The following is a 24565-nucleotide window of genomic DNA, read 5'->3' as shown; positions in this document are numbered from 1 at the left end:
AGGTGTATATTTGTGTCGATAACTGGCATACACCTGTCTCATAAAACCGTTAAACTTAATAATCTGTCCTGCTTATTTTGAATATCATGTCTTTCAATTTAAAAACCATGATTCAGCCATTCACAGCGCTTTCGACACAGCAGAAAAAGCTGGATCGCCTGTTTGATAGAATTGAACAGCAGAAGCTTGAGCTGGCACAGTGGCAGCAGGCTGAAGAAGAGATTCGACAATATACACAGCAAAATTTCATACCGGTCTATCATGAATTGCATGGTGTTTTGTTCGAGCAGCTTGAACAATTGTGGCAGCATCTGCATGAGGCAGAATTTTCCAAGGCCGAGATCGTCGTACTGGATGAAAAAATTCAATCCCTGGCGGCTTACTTAAAAGATTCACAGGCAATGTCGGTGCAGGAAGCGCATAAGGTCAATGAAATTGATAGTTACTATCAGCAGCTCAATGAACATGTCCAACTCAGAAAAAATCAGAAAAAGACCAATGCATCAGAAGGGTTTTCCGAAGATCAAAATGGTATAGATCAGGCCGACACAGATGTATTTGAAGAATGGGATAGTGAACATTTTCAACAAGTACGTGAGCAAGCCAGATTAAAACGCCAGCAGGAAAAACAGGCGCAGGCAGCAGCGATGGCAGAGCAGTCATTGAAAACGGTCTATTTAAAAATTGCTGCCATCATCCATCCTGACCGTGAATCGAACGATATAAAAAAAATAAAAAAGACAGAGTTATTGCAACATGCCAATGCGGCTTATGAAAAGCAGGATTTATTCACTTTATTGAAAATGCAGCTTCAGATTGAACAAGACCGAGATCCTTCACAAAAGAGTTTAACTGCAGAACAAATCAAGCTTTATCAAATGGCGTTAGATGCGCAAAGTCAGACATTACAAGGTCAAATTGATACATTGATCAATAGGTTAGTTTGGTCATCGAAAACCAGAATTGCAGTAAAAAAGGCGAAAGGGAAAGTTCAAATTGCTGACCTGTATAAGCAGATTGATGAAGATACTTTGGCCATAAAGCAGCAGATTAAAGTAGAAAAAGAACGCTTGAGATATATCAAGAAGGTGAGTGGCTTAGAGATGTTTTTAAGACATGGGATGCTTTAATTTAATTAGAACCTTTCCCTTGCGCAGCAGTGCTGCTCATCACTTGCGCTTCGTTTTAAAGCAGTACTTTAAAACTTGCTCAGGAGAGGGAACTCTATTGTGGAATCCACGTAGGTACTAAATCAAATGACACTCCCTTTCCCTATGGAAAGGGTTGGGGGAGAGGTTAGTCATCCCAATCATCATCTCTTCCATTAGTTTTATTTTCAAATCCTTTTTTGAGCATTTTTATTAAGTCTTTTTCCTCTTCTGAAAGAGTTGAAAGATCAGCAGAGTTGATTATGTTTGATATGCGAGGAATGTTTAAGAAGTTGATAATAGTATCAGCTTTAATATATCTTTTGATATGAGGTTTAGTATATGAACCTCCATAAGATCTAGTACTTTGGATCATCGTCTTAAGTATCTGTAAAATACCTTGTATATCCTGAGTTTGGGCTTCAAACCAATTAAGAGTATCAGAGGAGTTTCCCCATTCTTTCCAACGATACATAAATGAACGGAATGATGAGTTTTTAATTACAGCGTCAGGGTTTGAGATACAAAATTGACTTAATCTAAGAATAAAATCTTTTTTGAGTTGTTCAAAATCTGAATCATCTAATAGGGTATCAGCGTTATTATCTCTAGATTTATGTTCTTCAATTAAAATGTCTTCAATAATAGAAAAATTTAGATATTGATTAATATAGTCAGATAGAAGTTTGGCTCTTTCTTTGTTATTAGGCAAACTTTCTAAACACTGTAATGCCAATCTGAATAAACGTCTTTGTGCTGTAAAGAAAAAACCACTGCTTGAGTCACTATTGATTTCTTCACCCGCATCTAACATTGCATATAGATATGATTCGAAATTTTCTTTAGGAACTTGTTTACTATATGCTTCAAATTTAGATAAAAAATCTTCTAACACGTTTCTTGCATCTAAGGCGAGGATTTTATCTTTTAGCTGTTCTCTATTAGCAGTTAGTTTCAGGAAATTTATAAAGTCGGACGTAGAAAAGTCTTCACTATCAAAACTAAGTTTGAAATACTTATCAAAATGGTCTTTATGGCATACTCTGAGTTGCGTAAACCATTCTTGATAAGATGTATGATCATGGTAATAGTTGCTAATGATCCACTGAGTAGTAGGAAAAAGGTTTTCCAAGATACCTTTGACAGATTCTCTATTTTTCTCAGAAGCACTCTTGATAATATCTTCAATAATTCGTGAATACTTTACCTTGTCCGTCTGATTGTTACCTGAGACAGAACGCAAAGTTGTAAAAGCTTCTTTAGAGTTGGAAAGTTTGCTATAAACATTCGGCTCAAATACTCTTAAGCATTCAATGGCTATCAAATCTATTGGATCTGCTTCAAAAATCTCATTATTTTTAAAAAGATTGAAGTTAAAGCAAAGAGTAGAATTGAATCTATAAACATTTCTTAGATTATTAAAATAGTTTTTTAAGCCTTCGTGATAAATCTCAGCCCATCTTTCTTGGTCAAATTTTTTGTCAGCATCAGTGTGACTATTTATCACATTGTTTAATAGGTTAAATAAAACTTCGTGGACTTGTTTTAATTGAATTTGTGGAATTGTAAAAGGGATCTGAATAATTTTTTCTAGATAGTTTTCACCAGATTGTGTATTGTCAGTGAGTTTTTTTTCTACAATATCTTTCTGAAATAAAAGTAAAAATATTACATTAGGAAAATCAGTATTTGCTTTAATTAATTGAAAGATCATTCGCAACTCTATAGTTGTTAAACGATCAATATCATCCATAACAATTAAAAGAGGAGTCGTCCTATCCTTTAAAGCGGTAATTAATTCCTCACGAATTTCTGCTAAGTTCTTTTCATTTAATTTAGATTTTTTTTCGTAGTTTTCTGAAAGTTTCCCTAACAATTCGCTCCCTTTTTCTGTGGCTGGTAAGACTAAAGCTATAAAAGAGGTAATCGTTGCAATGAGTATTGGCAATTGTGTATTGTCAGTAAAGTAACTGCTAATTACACCTGTACTTAAAATTGAAGTTACAAGAAGAGGTAGCGCTAAATTAGCACCCTTGAGAAAAGTGTGTGCCGTAGATAAATGATTGCCATATTTCGCAAATATATTTGCCAAATTTTGATCTTCTTTAGATGAATCCTTTCTTCCAATAGATTTTGATATCTCGTCAAAAAACGCCTGAACAATCTTCTCTTGAGCTGACCATTCCCACGGTGAAAACTCTATAATTGTGGGCGAGTCATCTTGTTGCTTTGAATACGATAACGCCATATTTTTAATTGATGATTTTCCTGAACCCCAATCGCCATGTAACGCAATAACTAAGCTTTCGTCACCCTTCCACTGAGAAATAGCATCGCTTAAGTTTTTTGCAAAATCAGCTCGACCCAATACGTCTTGTTCTATGTTTTTAATTGGTCTATCGGCAGAAAATGCGAATTTATCTATATTTGTCATGTTGAGATATTTGATCCTAGACAGTATCGTGGACAACCAGCCCCTCTAAATTCTTGAAATATTTCTGTTCAAAGGCTTCTGGACTTAACCAGCCATTTGCAGAATGCCTTCTGATTCGATTGTAGTAAACTTCAATATACTCAAACAAGATAGCATTTGCCTCTTTTCTCGTAGAAAATACACTGCCATGTACTACATGCCCCTTCAGCGTATGGAAGAAGCTTTCGGTCACTGCATTGTCCCAACAGTTTCCTCGTCTAGACATACTCTGAGTACAATCATTTTTCAGTAACAGCGCTCTAAAATCACGACTACAGTACTGTGAGCCTTGGTCCGAATGAACCATAACACCAGTTGGATAACCCTGACGAGCCATTGCATAATTAAACGCATCACACACCAATTGACGGTCTATTCGATAGCTGGTTTGCCAACCGACAATACGACGGCTGAATAGATCCAGCATCACACATAAATACAGCCAACCTTGCTTAGTACGGATATAGGTAATATCTGTTGTCCAGATCTTATTGGGTTCATTGACCGTAAATTGACGATCTAACAAGTTAGGTGCTGTAGGCAAACGATGGTTTGAATCAGTCGTATGCTTGTATTTACGTGCAATCCTGCTACGTAAACCAAGCTTTTTAAGCATTCTTCCAACGGTTCGTTCGCTCATGCTGTAACCTAAATCATGCATGTCATGTACCAATGAAGGTGCACCCAATCGTGCATGATGCTGCCAATATACGGCTTTTAAATCATTATATTTCTGCGCTAGATTGGTCTGGCGTTTTCGCCAGGCATAATAGCCTGAAGTGCTGACACCCAGGCATTTACAGGCAGAAGATACAGTGACTTCATTCACATCCAGATCTTGAATTACCGTGTACTTTTCTTGGCATGATCTGTCAGAAAGTACACATGCGCTTTTTTTAAGATGTCATTGACTTCCTTAAGCTGTTTGACTTCTTTCTCTAATTCCAAGATCCGCTGTTGTTCTGGTGAAAGTTGACGTTTGCTTGAACCTGCCGGATTGGTTTCACGAATCCATTTATCTAATGTTGAATAACCCACACCTAATTTCTGGGCGATTGCAGCTACAGACTCGTGTGAGTTTGAAAGTGCATAATCAATCGCTTGCTGTTTAAATTCGGGACTAAAACGTTTAGCCATTTCTTGAATCTCCAAAGATTAAAGTTACGTTATCTTTAGAGGGACGTGCTGTCCATTATTTTGTCTAGGATCAATTTATAAAGTTTTCATCAAATAATTCTATCAAATATCATTATGATTTTAATAAAAATCCCCTCACTAAGAGGGGATTTTTTGAATCAAACTACAGCATTAAAGCGCCGCAATCTGCTCCATATTCGCTTTAATTTTCGCTAACTGGTCAGCAAACTCAGCAAGTTTTACTTTCTCGCCTTCAACCACAGCCGCAGGTGCTTTCGCGACAAAACCTTCATTGCCAAGTTTAGTGGCAATTTGATCATGTTGCTTTTGAACCTTGTCTAAGTCTTTTTGTAGACGACCCAATTCCGCTTTAGGATCAATCAAGCCCTTCATTGGAACGTATACGGACACGTGACCGACTACAGAAGAAGAAGACAATGGTGGTTGTTCGCCATCCGCCAGGAAGGTAATGCTTTCGACTTTTGCCAATGCTTTAAACAACGCTTCAATACGTGTAATCTGTGCTTTTTCAGCTTCAGTGGTATTTTGAAGAAGAACAGGCAACAAACGCGCATTACCTAAGCCCATCTCACCACGGATGTTACGTACCGCACCAATCAAACCTTGCAGCCATTGCATATCTGCTTCAGCTTGGTCATTCATCAATGCTTCGTCAGCAGTTGGGTACTGTGCAAGCATGATGGTTTCGCCAGAGATACCCAATTTAGGCGCAAGCGTTTGCCAAATTTCTTCTGTCAAGTAAGGCATCAACGGATGTGCCAAACGTAAAGACGCTTCCATCACAGCAAGAAGAACACGGCGGATTTCAGCTTTACGTTCTACCGAGATATTTTCATCATTCAGAACAGGCTTAGTCAGCTCGACATACCAGTCACAGTATTCATTCCAAATGAACTCGTAAATCGCTTGTGCAGCCAAGTCTAAACGATACGTTGCAAATGCTGTTTGCACTGCTTGTTCTGCTTTTTGTAAACGGCTTACGATCCACTGTTCAGGCAATTCCCAAAGGTCTTGACGAACGTCTTGACCAATCACTTGCTCTTCGCAGTTCATCATCACGAAACGAGTAGCGTTCCAGATTTTGTTGGCAAAGTTACGGTAACCTTCAACACGCTTCATGTCGAACTTAATGTCACGACCCGTGTTTGCAAGCGCACAGAAAGTAAAACGAACCGCATCTGTACCGTAAGATTGAATCCCTTCAGGGAATTCTTTACGCGTTGATTTTTCAATCTTTGCTGCCTGTTTCGGGTTCATCAAACCAGTGGTACGTTTTTGTACTAAAGTTTCAAGATCAACACCGTCAATCAAATCTAATGGGTCAAGCACGTTACCCTTAGACTTCGACATTTTCTGACCTTCGCCATCACGTACCAAACCGTGTACATACACCGTTTTGAACGGAACTTGCGGTGTGCCATCTTCATTCTTCATGAAGTGCATGGTCATCATGATCATGCGGGCAACCCAGAAGAAGATGATGTCAAAACCAGTCACAAGTACATCAGTCGGGTGGAAAGTATTTAAGAAATAGTTTTCTTTATCTTTGGCTTCATCGCCAGTCCAACCTAAAGTTGAGAACGTCCAAAGACCCGATGAGAACCATGTATCGAGTACGTCTTCGTCTTGGTCTAATTGAACATCGGCAGGGATATTGTTTTTCGCACGAACTTCAGCTTCGTCACGACCTACATAAACATTACCATCTACATCGTACCAAGCAGGAATGCGGTGACCCCACCACAATTGACGCGAGATACACCAGTCTTGGATGTTGTTCATCCAGGCCATGTACATGTTGCTGTATTGCTCAGGTACGAATTTGATGTCGCCATCTTTAACCGCTTTGATCGCAGGTTCAGCAAGCGGAGCGATCTTCACATACCATTGGTCTGTCAATAACGGCTCAACGATCACACCTGAACGGTCACCGCGAGGTGGTTTAAGCGTATACGGTTGGATTTGCTCTAACCAGCCTTCAGCTTCAGCTTGTTCAACTAATTTTTTACGTGCTTCAAAACGATCTAAGCCCACATATTCCGCAGGTGCAGGGATGGTTTTAGAAATTTGCTCGCCCGCTTTCGCGATGTATTCAAACTCAGCCAACACTTCAGCATTTTTGTTGAAGATGTTGATGATTGGCAATTCGCAGCGTTTACCCACTTCATAGTCATTGAAATCATGCGCAGGGGTGATTTTTACACAGCCTGTACCAAATTCTTTGTCAACATATTCATCTTTAACAATTGCCACGCTACGACCGGTAATCGGCAGGATGATGTTTTTGCCGACAAGATGCGCATAACGCTCATCATCCAGGGCAACTGCAATGGCAGTATCACCGAGCAGGGTTTCAGGACGGGTGGTTGCGACCACGATATAATCTTTGCCATCGTGCGTGCGCAATGATTTATCTTCAAAGAAATATTTCAGATGCCACAATGAACCTGCTTCTTCTTTATCAGACTCAACTTCTAAGTCAGAAAGCGCCGTTTGTAATTTTGGATCCCAGTTAACAAGGCGTTTACCACGGTAGATCAAACCTTGTTCATGCAGTTTTACAAATACCTCTTTGACCGCATTGGATAGACCATCATCCATAGTGAAGCGTTCACGTGACCAGTCTACAGAAGAACCCAAACGACGGATTTGACGGGTAATGTTACCGCCAGACTGTTCTTTCCATTCCCAGACTTTTTCGATGAACTTTTCACGGCCCAAGTCATGACGGCTAATACCTTCTGCACCGAGCTGACGTTCTACCACCATTTGGGTGGCAATACCGGCGTGGTCAGTACCCGGTTGCCAAAGCGTATTTTTACCTGACATACGGTTATAACGGGTCAATGCATCCATGATGGCATTGTTAAAACCATGACCCATGTGCAAGTTACCAGTGACGTTTGGCGGCGGAATCATGATACAGAATGATTCGCCTTTTTCAGAGGGCTTGAAGTAGCCGCGCTCTTCCCAAGTTTGGTACCATTTTTTCTCGATCTCGGTCGGATCGTAGGTTGTCGCGATATTTTGCGCTGAATCAGTCATAGTCTAAACAGATCAAAAGTAGATGAAAAATTGGATCTATTGTAGCAAAAAAAATAGTGCATGCGGCAGCTTAACCAAATGCAAACTTTAGACAATTGGCATGCAGAGCAACTCGTCGTATGATGCAAAGATAAAAAACGCGACTCATCGCAGAAGATTAAAAAGGATAACAAGATGAGCTATAGCATTTCCCTGAAGATCCAGCCTGAAACCCATCAGCGCTTTATCGACCTTCATTCCAGATTAAATGCCGGTGATCCAGACAGTCTGGCTAAACCGCTCGGTGAAAATCTGGCCGATATGGCCTGTGAAATTATTGACCAGATTTTTGGTCAGATGGTGCAGATCGCGAAATCTCCCGACAGTGAATCTGAAAAAGTGATTCAGCACATTATTGAGACGACACGTAAATATATGCCTTGGTCGGTTTCCTTATTTGGCAATGAACGGCTCATGCCCATGGTGAATTATCTGCATCGCATGACCTATACGCATGACGGCGATGTTTTTGTGCGTTATCCGGTGGAAAAGATGCTGGTGATGGAGTTACTGGGTTGTGTGGATCAGATGAAAACCAGCAATCATCAGTATGTCTCGCCGGCACTCAAAGCCTTTACCCAGGTCGTTGATCAGGGCGTGACCTGTCTGATCCGTGAACCGAAAAACCTGTTGAAGTTTAATGTTGTGGTCGATAAAACCTTAAATGGGGTGATTCACCTAACCACCCAGCTCGGCTATAAACGTTTTGATAAACTCGGTAATATCTATGATGCTGATACGATGCGTTATTATTTCGAGCATTTACTGGCATTTCTGGAAGATGAAAGGCCGCACCATATTTATTAAAACAAAGGAAACAGGATTTCATGGCGAAAGTTGAAAGTTTAAATGGAAAAGTGGTCTGGATTACTGGCGCATCTTCAGGGATTGGCAAGGCGATTGCACAGCAATGTGCCGCACAGGGAGCGCAGGTGGTATTGACTGCGCGCCGTCATGAACAACTGGAAAATGTGCGCCAAAGCCTCACCAATCCGGATCAGCATATTTCCATCACGGCTGATATCACCGATGAAAGTCAGGTTCGCCATGCCTATGAGCAGGTTGTGCAACAAAAAGGCCGGATTGACTGGCTGATCAATAATGCCGGACTCAGTCAGCGTGCCCTGATTGCAGAAACCACCATGCAGACTGAACGCGCCATTATGGAAGTCGATTATTTCTCGCAGGTATTTTTGACCAAAACCGTACTGCCAACTTTTCTGGCACAAAAAACCGGCCGTATTGTGTTTATTTCCAGTGTTGCAGGTTTGCTCGGTACACAATATCGCGCGTCTTATTCCGCAGCCAAAGCAGCAATTCATATGTGGGCCAACAGCCTGCGTGCTGAAGTGGCAGATCAGGGGATTGGCGTATCGGTGATTTTCCCCGGTTTTGTTAAAACCAATGTGTCCATGAACGCTTTAAATGGTCAAGGGAAGCCGCAAGGGCATGCAGATGAAGCGATTGAAAATGGTCTGTCCGCAGAAGATTTTGCCCGTCAAACTGTACAAGCTTTGCAGAGCGGCGAAGAATATATCGTGATTGGCGGCAAGAAAGAAAAACTCGGGGTACTGGTGTCGCGTATTTCGCCAAAAGTCCTGTACAAGATGATTCGCAGAACCAAGGTGAAATAGATCATCCAGACTCAATAAAAAGGGCAGTATTGCCCTTTTTTGATCGCTCTGAAAAAGAAAATTAAAACAAACCTACAATTTAATTTCTGAAGGAGCTGACGCAAAGTGTGCACAACCCATCACACAGATATGCAGAAAATTACCTTTTCACTCTGGTACTTAAGTCAAAAACAGCTATGTTAGTTAAAAATAATAGTGAATTGGAATACGCTCATTCGATGAAAACACCGGTGCCAGATTATCTCAAGCATGTTTTAAGCTCCTGCCAAGACAATGATAAAGGGGCCTTGGCCGACTATATTCCTGAGCTGGCAGCAGTCGATCCAGAGAAGTTTGCTTTGGCACTCTCCACCGTAGATGGCACGATCTATTCCACCGGTGATGACGAGGTTGAGTTCACCATGCAGTCCATGTCCAAGCCTTTTGCCTATGCCTTGGCCTTGCAGAAAGTCGGCCTGACCAAGGTCATGGAAAAAGTGGGCGTGGAACCTTCGGGCGAGGCCTTTAACCAGATTTCACTGGAGAAAGACACCAATATTCCGAAAAATCCGATGATCAATTCGGGTGCCATTACTGCCCATTCCCTGATTCCCTATAAACGCACAGTATCCCGGGCGGAACAGTTGCGCCGTTTTTTAAGCGGTTTGGCTAGACGTGAACTGAGTTTTGATACCGATGTATATACCTCTGAACTGAAAACGGCGTTTCGTAACAGATCCTTGGGTTATATGCTGCGTACAGTAGGAGTATTGGAAGAAGATCCAGAAGCGATTGTCAATGGTTATATCAAGCAATGTTCAATCAAGGTGACGGTCAAAGACCTGGCGATGATTGCCGGAGTACTCGCCAACGGTGGGATTCAGCCGCAGACCGGTAAAAAATTATTGGATCGCTCTGTGGTGCGGCAAGTCCTGAGCGTGATGCTCACTTGCGGGATGTATGATGCTGCCGGTGACTGGCTGACCACGGTGGGCATTCCGGCAAAAAGTGGGGTCGCAGGCGGCATTATTGGCGTATTGCCTGGACAGGTGGGCATCGCTGTATTTTCTCCGCGAATTGATGAACATGGGCATAGCGCGCGTGGGGTCGATATCTTTGAACGTATATCCCGGGAAATGGGGCTACATTTAATGGAAGGGACGCCGTCGGCACAAACCATTTTACAAAACCGTTATCTCACTGGAAAACGCGATCATGTGGTGGTATATGAACTGCGTGGCGTATTGCAGTTTACTGAATCGGAAATGCTGCTGCGTATTTTGGAAGATGAATCGGAAGGCAAAAAACGAATTGTGCTGGATCTGACCAATTTGACTCTAATTCATAATGTCGGCGCCCGCATGTTATTTGAAGGCGTGGCGCGTTTGAAAAAGGATGGTCATCCTGTTGTGGTGGTTGACTCGGAAGGAATTTTGAGTGAAGCACAGATGAAGGGTAATAAAAGGGTCGTGGTCAAAGAAAACCTGAACAAGTATCTAGAAAAATTTCAATAGACGTTCTTTCTGCTGTCTTGCTTGAGCACCGGCTGTATCCTGGAAATAAAAAAAGCCCCGATGATTCGAGGCTTTTTTAATAAATGATTTATTTAATATGTGCTGCAATGTCGCTAAAGATCACGCCTAAACCATGTGCACCGGCATCCGGATAGCCTAAGCTACGGTCACCGACCGTACCGGCACGCCCCATACGTGCCACAATCTCTTGAGTCGATTCTGCACCTTTTACCGCAGCCGCTGCACCCAAGACAAAGTTTTCTTTAAAAGTCTTGCCGGTATTGGCAGACCATGAATCTGCACATGGTACTAGGGCATCAATCAGGGTTTTATCCCCCACCACGGCACCACGACCAAATGAACGCTCACCGGTCACTTGAATGCCTTTGACTGCCGCCTGCAACATTTCAGCAAAGTCAGTGACAGTTAAACTGGTTTTATCTTGAATGGCCTTACTCGCGGCACGGAAGGCTGAACCCCAGATTGGACCTGATGCACCGCCACAGTGTTCCATAATGATCATTGAGCAGTTCAGCATGAATTCATCCATATGCTGCGCTTGAATCAGACTTTGCCATTCACGTTTCAGCTGTTTAAAGCCTTTGGCCACGCTCATGCCAAAGTCACCATCGCCGGCATGGGCATCTAGCTCGCAGAAAGGCACTTCATTTTTAATAATGCAAGCCGCCATGACATCGACGACATAACGCATATTCTCAATCGTGAATTGCTCATTGCTGATTATTGCATGTTCAGGTTGGGTTTCAACTGCGGTATTGGCGCTGCGTTCAGCTGCTGCATTTTTTACTGCAAATTCAAAAGGTAGTGCAGGTGAACCATCCGTTTTAAATGCAGGGGTATCGGCTTCTGCATCTAAATAGGTTTTCAGTTCAGCATCCAGCGCAAGTAAAGATACTGATGCACCGTTCATGTCGATACTGGTCATGTAGTTACCGACAAAAGTACGATAAATTTTGATGCCTTTACGTGCCAAATGTTCGCAAACATCGTTGTTAAAGACATACAGCTCCTGCATTGGCGTTGAACCAAAACCATTGACCAATACCGCTACTTCAGTCAGGTCAGGACGGTCAAGAAACAGGTCATCAACAATACGTTGTGCCAGTTCTTTTGATGGCAATATTTTTTCACGACGAATCCCCGGTTCACCGTGGATGCCCACGCCGTATTCCATTTCATCATCGGCAAGAGTAAAGGTTGGTGTGCCTTTGGCAGGAACGGTACATGAGCTATAAGCAAAACCAAGACTAATGACATTGTCCGCAGCTTTTTGAGCCACAGCTTTGACTTCCGCAAGCTCTAAACCTTTTGATGCAGCTGCACCGGCAATTTTATGCACCAATACTGTACCGGCAACACCACGACGACCGACAGTATATAAGCTGTCTTTGACTGCAATGTCATCTGCTACTTTGACGTAATCCACGTTAATGCCGTCATCTGTTGCAAGCGCTGCACCATTCTGGAAATTCATCATATCGCCAGAATAGTTTTTAATGATCATCAGCACGCCTTTGTCTGTTGCGACATGCTGCAATGCTTTATAGACCTGAATTTGTGAAGGTGATGCAAATACATCACCACAAACGGCTGCGTCTAACATACCTGCGCCGACAAAGCCTGCATGTGCCGGCTCGTGACCGCTGCCGCCACCACTGATCAGTGCGACATTATTATGTTTTGCTTTTCTTGAAATGATTTTGTGTGACTCGGTAAATGCGAGTTCTGGATGAGCGAGGACAAAGCCTTTGCACATTTCGACAACCAGGTTTTCAGGGTTGTTGATGAGTTTTTTCATTGGAACACCAAGAGTGATTGATTTGGGAGATAAATTTATTGCTCTATTATTATAGAAAGTAATGATTTTTGCAGAGTTAAAAATGTAAAAGCGGATAAATTTTAATGAATGAGTCAGAAAAATAACGTTTTTGATATGTATATTGTTTGATTTAATTTCTCTATTAAGAAGTAAAACCTATTACCTTTTACAAAGATGAACTGGAATTTGATTGTGCTATTAGATTAGTGAGCTTTCTTTGATATATCATTCAATTTATTAATTAAGATTTAGAGAAAATATTATCGTGGCTGAACTCATTCCTCCAAATATACAACACTTAAGATCTGCCAGTAGTGGGGAAAGGAAAGTTTACCAATTATTGGAACATATATTTCAAGATGAAAATGCTATTATCTGGTATGAACCGAAAGCATTAAATCGTTATACTGATTTTTTGGTATGGTTGCCAAAGCATGGTTTATTAGTAGTTGAAGTCAAGGATTGGTCAAAAGAACGATTTGAAACACTAAATCCAGATACATTCACAGGACGTTTTTATAATAAAAATGACACTAAAATAGTGTCTGTTCAGAATCCTGAAATGCAAGTACGTAAGTGCATGCTAAATATTTTAAATCAATTCAAAAAGACTGCGATATTTTTACAAAAGAGTGGTCCCTATCAAGGAAATGTTAAGTTTCCGATCAGTAGTTGTGTGATTTATACTGAATTAAAACAAGAGGATGCTAAGGGGATTGGACTCAGCTTTCCAGCTATCAGCTCCGAGCATAAGACCATATACAAGGATGATTTACGTTTAGTTGCCGAAAATAAAACGTTTAAACAAAAATTAATTAAGGCTTTCCAAGATGTTGCATTTCCATTTGAACCTTTAACTCAGGCGGAAGAGAAATTTCTTCGGTATATGATTTTTCCGGAAATTCGTGTCAATGAGTTTAAACAAGATGAGCTATTTGCCTTAGAGCCACAAGAAATTAAAGCTTTAGATTTAACACAAGAATCAATTGCCAAAAATATTGGTGATGGGCATCGTATTTTAAAAGGTGTAGCAGGAAGTGGCAAAACTTTGGTTTTAGCATGCCGTGCCAAGTATCTAAAAACAATTTATCCTGACTATAAGATTTTAGTGGTTTGTTATAACAATTCTTTATGCAACCATTTAAAGCATATGTTCGGTGATGATTTTAATAAGAAAATTGAAGTTCTTAATTTTCATAGCCTTGTCAAGCAGCTAACTGGAGCGAATTTATCTATGCTGCTTCAGGAAAAGCAGTCCGAATATAATACCCGGGTGGGGCACATTTTACTGGATTACCTGGAAAAGAAGGATGTACTAGACGCTGAATTATATGACGCTATTCTGATTGATGAAGGACAAGACTTTGCGCAGGAATGGATTATTGGGCTATCTAAACTAGTGAAATCTGAGAGTAACAATATTTTGTTCTGTTATGACCCTGCACAAAATATTTTCAACCGCAAAAAGCCAAGCTGGCGCTCTGTTGGCTTGCAGGTTCAAGGTAAAAAACCAGTAGAACTATATAAATGTTATCGTAATACTAAAGAAATTTTAGATATTGCCAAAGCATTTTTGAATTCTAAACAACCGGATAGCTTACAAAATAATGACGAATACGATCGTATTTTAGATCCTGACACAGGCGAATGTAAAACAGGAGAATATCCAAGTATTTATCATAAAAATGATGTCCGTCACTTGGCCGATTTGATCGCTCGGAAAATTCGTCAATTGTTGCAATCAGAAACTGCATCAAGGGAGATTGCTGTATTACAGGCAAAATCAGCCGTATACGATATTTTTGTGAGTGAGTTGAAGTCAAAATTAAATACTTATATACCAAATGTTGAAGCAGAATTTATTTTTAGCAGCGTAGAGAAGAAGGCATTAGACTTAAATAAAAATTCAATTAAAATTATGAATGTGGAGTCATCCAAAGGTTTGGAGTTTCCACATGTTTTTTTCGTCGGGCTAGATTACATGCCACGACTCGGTGAAAATCGTGATTTAGATTCCGAGCGAAAACTTGCTTATGTGGGTATGACTCGTGCACAAAATAAACTATTTATCCTGGGATGTGAAAATAAAGGATTTCTTGCCGATGTTAAAAAGATCTATGAGCAAACAACTAGTTTATTGGACGTCGAAGAAAGCTCGGTGGAAGTTAGTATTGAAAAATCTGAAGTAACCATTTCCCAAGAAGATATAGAAAATATCAATGATTCAATGATTGGGCAAAAGTGGACAGAAGATGAGGAAGTTCGTCTGATTGATGCATTTATGGATGAAAAGCTGTCTATTAAAGAAATTGCAAAACGACATTCACGTAAAGAGGGTGGTATTCGTTCGCGATTGAGAAAGTTAAGACTAATTGATTGAAAAATAAAAAATCCCCTCAATCGAGGGGATTTTTCTTCTCTAAACTAGATGACTCTTAAACAATCGAATCATCCAAATTCGGCGCTAACCAACGTTTCGCTTCATCCAGCGTCCAACCTTTACGCTTCGCATAATCTTCCAACTGGTCGCCAGAGATTTTACCCACGTTAAAGTATTCAGTTTCAGGATTTGCATAATAGAAACCGCTGACTGATGAAGGTGGCCACATTGCAAAACTAGAGGTTAAGTAAGTTCCAATCTTGTCAGTTGTACCTAACCAGTCAAAGAGTGGCACTTTTTCAGAATGTTCAGGACACGCAGGGTAGCCCGGTGCGGGACGAATACCGACATACTTCTCTTTAATCAAATCTTCATTCGACAATTGTTCATCTGCTTGGTAGCCCCAGAATTCTTTACGGATACGCTGGTGCAAATGTTCAGCAAATGCTTCAGCAAATCGGTCACCTAAAGCCTGCGCCATAATTGCAGAATAATCATCGCCTTTGGCTTTGTATTCTTGCGACAGCTCTTCCGCACCAAAGATTGAAACTGTAAAACCACCCAAATAATCCTGAGCCACATCTTTCTGTGCAATAAAGTCCGCCAAAGAATAGTTGGCTTTGCCTGTCACTTTATCCGACTGCTGACGTAGATGTTCAAAAGTATGGGTCACATTGCCATTTTCATCTGCCACAGCAACAGTGTCGCTTGCCACACGGTTGGCAGGATAAATGCTGAAGGTGGCACGCGCATCGAAACGTTTATTCTCGATGATATCTTTCAGCATAATTTGTGCTTGTTCAAACAAGTCACGTGCTGCTTCGCCCACTACGTCATCTTCCAGGATTTTCGGGAATTTACCCGCCAGACTCCAAGAAATAAAGAACGGTGTCCAGTCAAAATATTCCACCAAGGTTTCAAGTGGATAATTGGTGAAAGTTTCCGAACCAATGAAGTTAGGTTTTACTGGAGTGTGTGCACCGAAATCAATTTTAAAGCCATTTTCAATTGATTTTGCATAAGACAATTTGGCGGCTTTCGGCTGTTTATTGGCTAAACGTGTACGGATTTTTTCATAATCCGCCGCATAGTCCGTTGCCAGTTTTGGTTTCATCTCGGCAGAAAGCAATTGTGTTGCCACACCGACTGCACGTGAAGCATCAGCTGTGTAGTACACACCATCATTTTGATATTGCGGTGAAATCTTTACAGCGGTATGGGCTTTAGAGGTGGTTGCACCCCCAATCATTAGTGGAATTTTAAAGCCTTTACGCTGCATTTCTTTGGCAACAAAGACCATCTCGTCCAGAGAGGGCGTAATCAAACCAGACAAACCGATAATATCGACTTTTTCATCAATTGCGGTTTGCAGGATTTTCTCGCACGGCACCATCACGCCCAGATCCACGATGTCATAACCGTTACAGCCCAGCACCACGCCGACAATGTTCTTACCGATGTCGTGTACATCGCCTTTTACCGTCGCCAGCAGGATTTTACCTTTGGCTTCAGCTTGGGTTTTCTCAGCTTCAATAAACGGATTCAGCCAAGCCACTGCCTGCTTCATCACACGCGCAGATTTTACCACTTGTGGCAAGAACATTTTACCGGCACCAAACAGGTCGCCAACCACGTTCATACCTGCCATCAATGGGCCTTCAATCACATCCAGTGGACGGGTTGATTTTAAACGCGCTTCTTCAGTATCCTGATCGATATACGTTGTGATGCCTTTGACCAGTGCATATTCAAGACGTTTCTCAACAGATTCATTACGCCATTCCAGGTTTTCTTCGGCTTTTTGCGTACCACTTTGACCACGATATTTTTCAGCGACAGCCAGCAGCCGTTCTGTTGCATCCTGACCACTTTCGCCTTGATTCTGGTTTTGAACCACATCTTCAACGGCAGCTTTTAATTCTTTATCAATGTCATCATAAATCGCCATTTGGCCGGCATTCACAATCCCCATGGTCATGCCTTTTTGAATGGCATGGTACAAAAATACTGAGTGAATCGCTTCACGTACTGGCTCATTACCACGGAATGAGAACGAGACGTTAGAGACACCACCTGAAATCATGGCATGGGGCAGATTTTCTTTAATCCAGCCAGTCGCTTCAATGAAATCAACCGCATAGTTATTATGTTCTACAATCCCTGTCGCAATCGCAAACACGTTCGGGTCAAAGATAATATCTTCAGCAGGGAAGCCCACTTCATTGACCAGCACATCATAAGAGCGCTTACAGATCTCTTTTTTGCGAGCGGCTGTATCGGCCTGACCATCTTCATCAAATGCCATCACAATCACTGCGGCACCGTACTGACGGCACAGGCGGGCACGTTCGACAAACTCGTCATAACCTTCTTTTAAGGAAATCGAGTTCACCACGGCTTTACCTTGCACGCATTTCAAACCTGCTTCGATAATCTCCCATTTAGAAGAATCGAGCATGATCGGCACACGTGAAATATCCGGCTCAGACGCAATCAGATTCAGGAAGTGCACCATGGCACCTTGTGAATCCAGCATGCCTTCATCCATGTTGATATCGATAATTTGTGCACCGGCTTCAACCTGCTGACGGGCAACATCGAGTGCTTCGGCGAAGTTTTCTTCACGAATCAGACGCAGGAATTTTTTCGAACCGGTGACGTTGGTACGCTCGCCGACGTTCACAAACAATGAATCCTGGGTGATGTTAAATGGTTCTAAACCGCTTAAACGACAGGCAGGCGCAATCTCAGGAATTTGACGCGGGCTAATGCCTTCCACTGCTTGTGCAATTGCGCGGATGTGATCCGGTGTGGTACCACAGCAACCACCGGTAATATTGATCAGACCGCTTTCCGCAAATTCTTTAATGAAAGCTGCAGTTTCTTCCGGTGTTTCATCATATCCACCGAAGGCATTTGGCAAGCCAGCGTTAGGATGTGCTGAAACAAAAGTATCCGCTACATCCGACACGGTTTTGACGTGTGGACGCATCGCATCTGCACCAAGCGCACAGTTAAAACCAATCGAGATCGGTTCTGCATGACGCATCGAGTTCCAGAACGCTTCTGCGGTTTGACCGGTTAAGGTACGGCCAGATGCATCGGTAATGGTGCCTGAGATCATGATTGGCAGTTCATAGCCCAGTTCTTTAAAGACTTCTTTCACCGCAAAGATCGCAGCTTTGGCATTTAAAGTATCAAATACGGTTTCAATCAGGATGATGTCGACACCACCTTCAATCAGCGCTTTGGTTGATTCAATATAATCCACTTTTAAGGCATCAAAAGTGATGTTGCGGAAGGCTGGATCGTTAACGTTTGGAGAAATAGACGTGGTACGTGATGTCGGACCAATCACACCTGCCACAAAACGTGGTTTTTCTGGGGTTGAATATTTGGCACAGGCTTCTTTGGCCAGACGCGCCGCTTCACGGTTAATCTCGGGAACCAGATCTTGCATATGATAGTCAGACATCGAAACCCGCGTACCGTTAAAGGTATTGGTTTCAATAATGTCGGCGCCAGCTTCCAAGTAAGCTTCATGAATACCTTGAATGATTTGTGGTTGTGTCAAAACGAGCAGGTCGTTATTGCCTTTCAGATCATAAGCCCAATCAGCAAAACGCTCGCCACGGTAATCGGCTTCTTCCAGTTTATGGCGCTGGATCATGGTACCCATCGCACCATCGATAATTAAAATTTTCTTGGCAAGAAGTTCTTTTAAGGTGGCAAGTGTCGACATTCAAACTTTCTCAGTAGAAATCAAAAAACATCGGCCATATTAGCAGAATTAATGCTTGAATTCTGCGCCTCCTTTCTCAGAATGATGGATATACATGATATGAAAATTTGATAAGTCAGTTAGAACAAGACAGGTTTTTGTTATCCGGTCTATGCAGTATCCAGCTTTAAAATGGGATCTGGCTAAAACTGGCAAAAATATATTTGAAAAATTAAGCTGATGCTTTTATTCATGAAATTGTCATATTTATTGACTATGCTCTGTACATAGAAATTATGGTCATCTTAAGCGTAGAGGGAGATTCAAAGCTTTAAGCGCAAAAACAGGACACGTTTTTGAGTTCTGAAAAGCTGGAATTTTATCTTAAGTTGATGATTTATTGAATCAAACAGCAGTGTTTTACTCGGGATTAAACAGGACGAACAGCAGCAAGAAAATCTAAATTATTGCTTCATATGACAGCAGTTTGTCATATAATTGTCACAATTTAACTGAACAATAGGGGAATTCTTGAATCCTCTATTCCTGCTTGCATGAATCCTAATCAAACTCCCATAGATTCAGCACACGAGTCGGCTTCGCACAAGTCGACCAATGTTCACGTGCCGACACCAAAATTCTTTATGCCAGTTTTTCTAACTGTCATTATCTCTACTCTTATTTATATCGGTTTTCAATTGTCTGCCGATTTAGCGCATGTTCCTGCACTGGGTTTATATTCAATTATTCTCCTGGCGACGGCATTGTTTATTGCGCTGGGCTTTGAATTCGTCAATGGCTTCCACGATACTGCCAATGCGGTTGCCACGGTCATTTATACCAATGCACTTTCTGCGCCTGTCGCTGTAATGTGGGCCGGTTTCTGTAACTTCCTTGGGGTTATGGTGGCCAGTGGTGCGGTGGCTTACGGTATTATTGCACTGTTACCTGTTGAGCTGATCATGAATGTCGGCTCCGGAGCAGGTTTTGCTATGGTGTTTGCCATGCTGATCGCTGCGATTGTCTGGAACCTGGGAACATGGTTTCTTGGTATTCCTGCATCCAGCTCACATACCCTGATCGGTTCGATTCTGGGTGTGGGCATCATGAACTACATTCTGCACGCGAGCAGCGGTGCATCGGGTATAGACATGGAGCAGGTAATGAAAGTCGGTAAGGCGCTGTTATTTTCGCCTTTAATCGGTTTTGCATTTGCCGCTGTGCTGTTCTTGCTGGTGAAAAAAACCTTCAAGAAACAGGTGGAGCTGTTCCAGCCACCTGAAGGTAATAAACCGCCACCCCCTTTAATTCGTGCCATTTTGATCTTTACCTGTACCGGTGTCAGCTTTGCGCACGGTTCAAATGATGGTCAAAAAGGCATGGGGCTGATCATGTTGATTTTAATTGGCTGTGTACCAATGGCGTACTCACTCAACAAAAACCTAGATCAACAGCATATCCAGACTTTTGGTCAATTGTCTGCGCAAACGGCCAATGCGATTTATCCAGACCATGCGGATATTGAAGATGAAAAAGCGCGTCAGATCATCACGACTTATATCCAAACCAAAGAAATCACCCCTGAAGTGGTGCCTGCATTGGCGAGCCTCACAGATCATTTAGGTGAAAAAGTCGGTAGCTATAGCAGCATTAGGGAAGTGCCTGAAGCACAGGTTTCAGAATTCCGGAATGACATGTACTTAAGTACCACGGCTTTCAAGCGTTTGGACAAAGCAGAAGCTTTACCTGCAATGACGGCTGAACAGGACAAAACGGTAGATCAATACCGTGACAGTCTGGATTCATTCTTGCAATACATCCCGACCTGGGTGAAAGTGGCCGTTGCTCTGGCGCTGGGTCTGGGTACTATGGTTGGCTGGAAGCGTATTGTGGTGACAGTCGGTGAGCGTATTGGTAAGCAGCATATGACCTATGGTCAGGGTATGTCTGCTGAACTGGTGGCGATGTCGACCATTGCGGCTGCGGATGGTTTCGGGATGCCGGTATCGACCACTCATGTATTGAACTCTGCGGTTGCAGGTACCATGGTGGCGAATAAGTCAGGTCTGAACTTCCAGATGGTGAAAACCATTCTGTCTGCCTGGGTTTTCACTTTACCCGCCACAATTTGTTTATCAGGTACTTTGTACTGGTTGTTACTTAAAGTTTTCTAATATTATTAGATAAGTAAAAAACGCTGCTTCGGCAGCGTTTTTTTATGAAGTTTTTTAAAATCCTCTCCCTTGGAGAGGGTTGGGGAGAGGGGGAGAATTTTGAATAAAAATAATATTGACTCTAGGAGAAGGGTAGAGTCAAGGAAATCAATTACTTCTTAAGCTTACTCAATAATCCCTTGGGTAACTTCTCTGTCGCAAAACCATACAGGGCAGCAAAAGGTAATGCAGTTCGCGCCAGATAAGCCACTCGCCACAAACCACCATGATTCGCACCCTGCATCATCAATTCCAGTGGATGATTCAGCTTCACTTCAGGATTGGCCACAGAGGTAGCATTACGCAGATCATGAATCCACAGGGCTGCCATCAGTGCATTTGTGGTTTCAGGTGCAAAAGCTTCGACATCAAACAGACTGGCACCGTTGAACGCGGCTTTTAATAGCGGATTCTTGGTGACTGAATACGTGGTTGTAGATGGAGCGATATTGATGCTGACACGTTGACCCTGAGCGCGAGCTAAAGTAGCACGCCATTGTTGAATGCGTTTGGCCAGTGCATAGTTTGGACCTTGTTCTACCACCAGACAGTCACAAATCCCATAAGACTGGTCACCAGATTGAATCAGCTCATGCGCATTTTTCTGAAAAAAGTGTTTGCGGCTTACAGTCGATACACCTTTGGAAATCAGTGTCTGTGCTTTCGAGCGCTCCGCATATTTCACTTTTGATGCTTCAATCACTTCACTTGGAACGGCATAGACATCGGTCGGGGTGCACATATACATCAGGCTGGTATTGGCTTTTTGTTCGCTGACATATTTCATGATGGCATCCATCGCCATCGAAACACGGACATGCTTCTCGCCATCCAGATAGGCAATTGCGGCCAGATCCAGATCCGGCTCAAACTGTAATAGCCATTTAGCAATCTCGGGAATCTGAGTCAAAAGATTGGCACCGAGTTTTTCTTTTAGAACATCGTCAGGCGTATCTTCTGCAAGTGCTTCAGTACAGGGTGCATACAGCGTGGCATTGCCTTGGCTGATGGTATCGATAATCTTGCCCCAGACCCGGCTATTCGGTAAATCAATCGCCACAATATTGGCTTTCCATTTTGTCAGCCAGGTCAGAGGTCCTGCTTCAGATGCAGCACCAAACAGCACTGTGGTCCGATCTGACAGGTCAAACCATTCCGGATGCACGGCACATTCACGTAGGGCATTGGCATGGCTGGTTTCCATGATGCCTTGAGTTTCCCAGCGTTCAATCTGCTCCAGTAAGGCATCACCTTGCAGCTTTTGCCCCTGGTAGGGCACATACCATTCTGGTGCTGATTTGCTATGACCTGTCAGTTTGAAGGTATGCAACTGGCCTGCGGGCAGGGAGAAGACCTCCTGCAGTAAATGCTTTTGACCGTCACGATAAAACTCAAACGTCTGATGGGCCTGTGCCAATCCATCCTCTGCAATTTTCAGGCTGGCCTCAGGAGAGCTCAGACCCTGCTCGACCAGCTTTTTAAAATGTACGGTGTAGAGTTTGCGCCAGTTTTTTTCTGATTGTGCCTGTGCAGAACTGTGAGGGGCGACATTGGCTAGCGCTGCCGCGATAATTGCGCGCCCTGCTTTTGAGCTACTGGGTTTTTGTTGTGGAGACTGAAGAGGAAATTGGAGACCGTCTGGTGTAATGGACATGCAAAATATCTCGATAATGACAGTGATTAATATACAGATGTATACATTATCGCTGCAAAATTCACTTCAAGATTGGCATTAAGTGACATCATGGCTTTCTAATATATTACGAGATGTTTCAACTGACCAAGAGAGCCGCAGCTCTCTTGTCGATTTTTAGTGAAAAACTCCGGCCCAACTTACAGCTGATTAAGTTATCTCAGGATTTAAAAATCCGCGTTAAAACGGAATCTGCATCAGTTTATTCAGGAAGTGCGGAATCAGGCGTGGCTCCAGAATAATCGTCATAATCACACCATAGGCTGCTCCCCATAAGTGCGCACTGTGATTAATATTGCTATTGCCTTTTTTGCCTGACCAGATGCTATAGGCCACATACAGCACAGCAAAAATAATTGCAGGAACTGGAATGAAGAATACAAAAATCAGTTTCCATGGTTCAAACAGAATATAGGCAAATAGCACAGCCGACACTGCACCGGAAGCGCCTAGACTGGCCCAGCGCGCATCATTTTTATGCTTCAGGTAACTTGGCAGAATCGCAGCAACCAGAGCACCCAGATAGAACAGGATGAAACCCAGGTCGTACAGATATTGACGATAAAAGCTTTCAATTACACTGCCAAAAAAGAACAGGGTAATCATATTGAACAGCAGGTGGGTTCCATCCGCATGAATAAACCCATGCGTAATAAAACGGTCATATTGTCCACGTTGCAGTGCCGGAGGCCAAAAAATCAGCCGGTTCATTACCGTCTCTTTGGAGAAAGCAATAAATGACACAATACAGGTGATCAGAATAATGGTAACAGTATGATTAAAAGGTAAATCAAGCATATAAATGATTCTAATGGTGCCTATTTGCTAATTATCATGCCATTAAAATTGAGCTAAAGTTGTACTTTTATAATAAATCCGACAATTTTAGTTGATTTTTAAAAATTACCCCGCATCTTCAGTTAAAATGGTCACTTGAGCTTGAGGAAATTATTGTTATGTCGACTGAGAACAGCAGCACTCCAGTTGTTGGTGAAATTCCCAACTTATTGATTACACCAACAGCACAAGAGTATTTAAAGGATTTACTGGATAAACAGAACACCCCGGGTATTGGTGTGCGTGTTTTTGTAGAACATCCGGGTACTCCTCGCGCTGAATGTTGCATGGCCTATAGTGCACCTGATGAAGTTGTACCGACAGATTATAAGCAGGAATACCCTGAGTTCCCTGCTTTTATCGACTCGCCATCTATTCCGTATTTACTTGATGCCGTGATTGACTACAACAAAGACCGTTTTGGTGGTCAGCTGACCTTCCGTGCACCGAACTCTAAAGTGCCACGTGTGGGGCCAGATGCGTCGGTAGAAGAGCGTATTACCTATGTATTGCAGTCTGAAATTAACCCGGGTCTGGCAGGCCATGGCGGTAACTGTGCCCTGGTTGAAGTCAAAGAAGACCCAGAGCATGGCTTAACAGCGGTGCTTAAATTTGGCGGTGGTTGCCAGGGTTGTTCAGCGATTGATATCACCTTGAAACAAGGGGTAGAAACCACGCTAAAGCAGCATATTCCTGAATTGATGCATGTCGTTGATGAAACGGATCATAGCCAATCTGAAGGTGCGTATATGAAATAAGCTGTTCTATAGAATAGTTCATTTATCGCATTCTAAAAAACCTCGAAATTTCGAGGTTTTTTTATATCTGGATTTAAACTTAATAAATGCTAATGATAATAATTATCAATATTAATTGCATTTGTGGAAATCC

General features: G+C 42.3%; 14 protein-coding genes. 7 read left to right on the top strand and 7 right to left on the bottom strand.

The window, feature by feature from the left end; genetic code table 11:
- The first annotated feature begins 86 nt into the window (after positions 1-86).
- On the top strand, positions 87-1130 hold the full coding sequence (locus FTU44_RS04990; protein WP_180049669.1) for a molecular chaperone DnaJ: 1044 nt from the start codon (positions 87-89) through the stop codon (positions 1128-1130).
- 166 nt (positions 1131-1296) lie between these two features.
- Here FTU44_RS04990 and FTU44_RS04985 read toward each other — a convergent pair whose 3' ends face one another.
- From FTU44_RS04985 to FTU44_RS04975, 3 genes are all read right to left on the bottom strand, one after another.
- Positions 1297-3582 carry a P-loop NTPase fold protein gene (locus tag FTU44_RS04985; RefSeq protein ID WP_180049667.1) on the bottom strand — a complete coding sequence of 762 codons (2286 nt, stop codon included), beginning with the start codon at positions 3580-3582 and terminating at the stop codon, positions 1297-1299.
- 16 nt (positions 3583-3598) lie between these two features.
- A protein-coding gene (locus FTU44_RS04980; protein ID WP_180001652.1) for an IS3 family transposase occupies positions 3599-4758 on the bottom strand; the annotation gives its coding sequence in 2 pieces (ribosomal slippage) (positions 3599-4524 and positions 4524-4758; 1161 coding nt in all).
- A gap of 171 nt (positions 4759-4929) precedes the next feature.
- Positions 4930-7824, bottom strand: a complete 2895-nt coding sequence (locus tag FTU44_RS04975; protein ID WP_180049665.1) for a valine--tRNA ligase — start codon at positions 7822-7824, stop codon at positions 4930-4932.
- A gap of 174 nt (positions 7825-7998) precedes the next feature.
- Between FTU44_RS04975 and FTU44_RS04970 the strand changes: the two genes are divergently transcribed.
- From FTU44_RS04970 to FTU44_RS04960, 3 genes are all read left to right on the top strand, one after another.
- Positions 7999-8670: a hypothetical protein gene (locus FTU44_RS04970; RefSeq protein WP_180049663.1), complete on the top strand. Its 672-nt coding sequence runs from the start codon at positions 7999-8001 to the stop codon at positions 8668-8670.
- 20 nt (positions 8671-8690) lie between these two features.
- On the top strand, positions 8691-9497 hold the full coding sequence (locus FTU44_RS04965) for an SDR family oxidoreductase (protein WP_180049661.1): 807 nt from the start codon (positions 8691-8693) through the stop codon (positions 9495-9497).
- Between the two features lie 218 nt (positions 9498-9715).
- Positions 9716-10990 (top strand): glutaminase, encoded by a 1275-nt coding sequence (locus FTU44_RS04960; protein WP_180049659.1) that lies wholly within the window; start codon positions 9716-9718, stop codon positions 10988-10990.
- A gap of 88 nt (positions 10991-11078) precedes the next feature.
- Here the strand turns inward: FTU44_RS04960 and dhaK are convergent, their stop codons facing one another.
- A complete protein-coding gene (gene dhaK / locus FTU44_RS04955) occupies positions 11079-12809 on the bottom strand; it encodes a dihydroxyacetone kinase subunit DhaK (RefSeq protein ID WP_180049656.1) in 1731 nt (576 codons plus the stop codon).
- A 286-nt stretch (positions 12810-13095) separates the two neighbouring features.
- Between dhaK and FTU44_RS04950 the strand changes: the two genes are divergently transcribed.
- Positions 13096-15210: a nuclease-related domain-containing DEAD/DEAH box helicase gene (locus FTU44_RS04950; protein ID WP_180049654.1), complete on the top strand. Its 2115-nt coding sequence runs from the start codon at positions 13096-13098 to the stop codon at positions 15208-15210.
- A gap of 55 nt (positions 15211-15265) precedes the next feature.
- Here the strand turns inward: FTU44_RS04950 and metH are convergent, their stop codons facing one another.
- Complete coding sequence (gene metH, locus FTU44_RS04945) at positions 15266-18952, bottom strand: methionine synthase (protein WP_180049652.1); 3687 nt, start codon at positions 18950-18952, stop codon at positions 15266-15268.
- A 533-nt stretch (positions 18953-19485) separates the two neighbouring features.
- Here metH and FTU44_RS04940 point away from each other — a divergent pair.
- Positions 19486-21105: an inorganic phosphate transporter gene (locus FTU44_RS04940; protein ID WP_180049651.1), complete on the top strand. Its 1620-nt coding sequence runs from the start codon at positions 19486-19488 to the stop codon at positions 21103-21105.
- A gap of 151 nt (positions 21106-21256) precedes the next feature.
- Here the strand turns inward: FTU44_RS04940 and FTU44_RS04935 are convergent, their stop codons facing one another.
- Together FTU44_RS04935 and FTU44_RS04930 are read right to left on the bottom strand one after the other, a co-directional pair.
- Positions 21257-22798: a hypothetical protein gene (locus tag FTU44_RS04935; RefSeq protein WP_180049649.1), complete on the bottom strand. Its 1542-nt coding sequence runs from the start codon at positions 22796-22798 to the stop codon at positions 21257-21259.
- Between the two features lie 219 nt (positions 22799-23017).
- A complete protein-coding gene (locus tag FTU44_RS04930) occupies positions 23018-23635 on the bottom strand; it encodes a rhomboid family intramembrane serine protease (protein WP_064095679.1) in 618 nt (205 codons plus the stop codon).
- A gap of 158 nt (positions 23636-23793) precedes the next feature.
- Between FTU44_RS04930 and nfuA the strand changes: the two genes are divergently transcribed.
- Positions 23794-24432 carry a Fe-S biogenesis protein NfuA gene (nfuA, locus tag FTU44_RS04925; RefSeq protein WP_005096238.1) on the top strand — a complete coding sequence of 213 codons (639 nt, stop codon included), beginning with the start codon at positions 23794-23796 and terminating at the stop codon, positions 24430-24432.
- Positions 24433-24565 lie beyond the last annotated feature (133 nt).

The sequence above is a fragment of the Acinetobacter sp. YH12105 genome, from assembly GCF_013419095.1.
Classification (GTDB): domain Bacteria; phylum Pseudomonadota; class Gammaproteobacteria; order Pseudomonadales; family Moraxellaceae; genus Acinetobacter; species Acinetobacter pseudolwoffii.
Note: the sequence above shows the minus strand (reverse complement) of the source record. Positions and strands in the feature narration are given on the sequence as shown.

Coding starts and splice junctions, on each gene's coding strand:
- FTU44_RS04990 (WP_180049669.1), top strand. CDS start 87: ATGTCTTTCAATTTAAAAACCATGATTCAGCCATTCACAGCGCTTTCG.
- FTU44_RS04985 (WP_180049667.1), bottom strand. CDS start 3,582: ATGACAAATATAGATAAATTCGCATTTTCTGCCGATAGACCAATTAAA.
- FTU44_RS04975 (WP_180049665.1), bottom strand. CDS start 7,824: ATGACTGATTCAGCGCAAAATATCGCGACAACCTACGATCCGACCGAG.
- FTU44_RS04970 (WP_180049663.1), top strand. CDS start 7,999: ATGAGCTATAGCATTTCCCTGAAGATCCAGCCTGAAACCCATCAGCGC.
- FTU44_RS04965 (WP_180049661.1), top strand. CDS start 8,691: ATGGCGAAAGTTGAAAGTTTAAATGGAAAAGTGGTCTGGATTACTGGC.
- FTU44_RS04960 (WP_180049659.1), top strand. CDS start 9,716: ATGAAAACACCGGTGCCAGATTATCTCAAGCATGTTTTAAGCTCCTGC.
- dhaK (WP_180049656.1), bottom strand. CDS start 12,809: ATGAAAAAACTCATCAACAACCCTGAAAACCTGGTTGTCGAAATGTGC.
- metH (WP_180049652.1), bottom strand. CDS start 18,952: ATGTCGACACTTGCCACCTTAAAAGAACTTCTTGCCAAGAAAATTTTA.
- FTU44_RS04940 (WP_180049651.1), top strand. CDS start 19,486: ATGAATCCTAATCAAACTCCCATAGATTCAGCACACGAGTCGGCTTCG.
- FTU44_RS04935 (WP_180049649.1), bottom strand. CDS start 22,798: ATGTCCATTACACCAGACGGTCTCCAATTTCCTCTTCAGTCTCCACAA.
- FTU44_RS04930 (WP_064095679.1), bottom strand. CDS start 23,635: ATGCTTGATTTACCTTTTAATCATACTGTTACCATTATTCTGATCACC.
- nfuA (WP_005096238.1), top strand. CDS start 23,794: ATGTCGACTGAGAACAGCAGCACTCCAGTTGTTGGTGAAATTCCCAAC.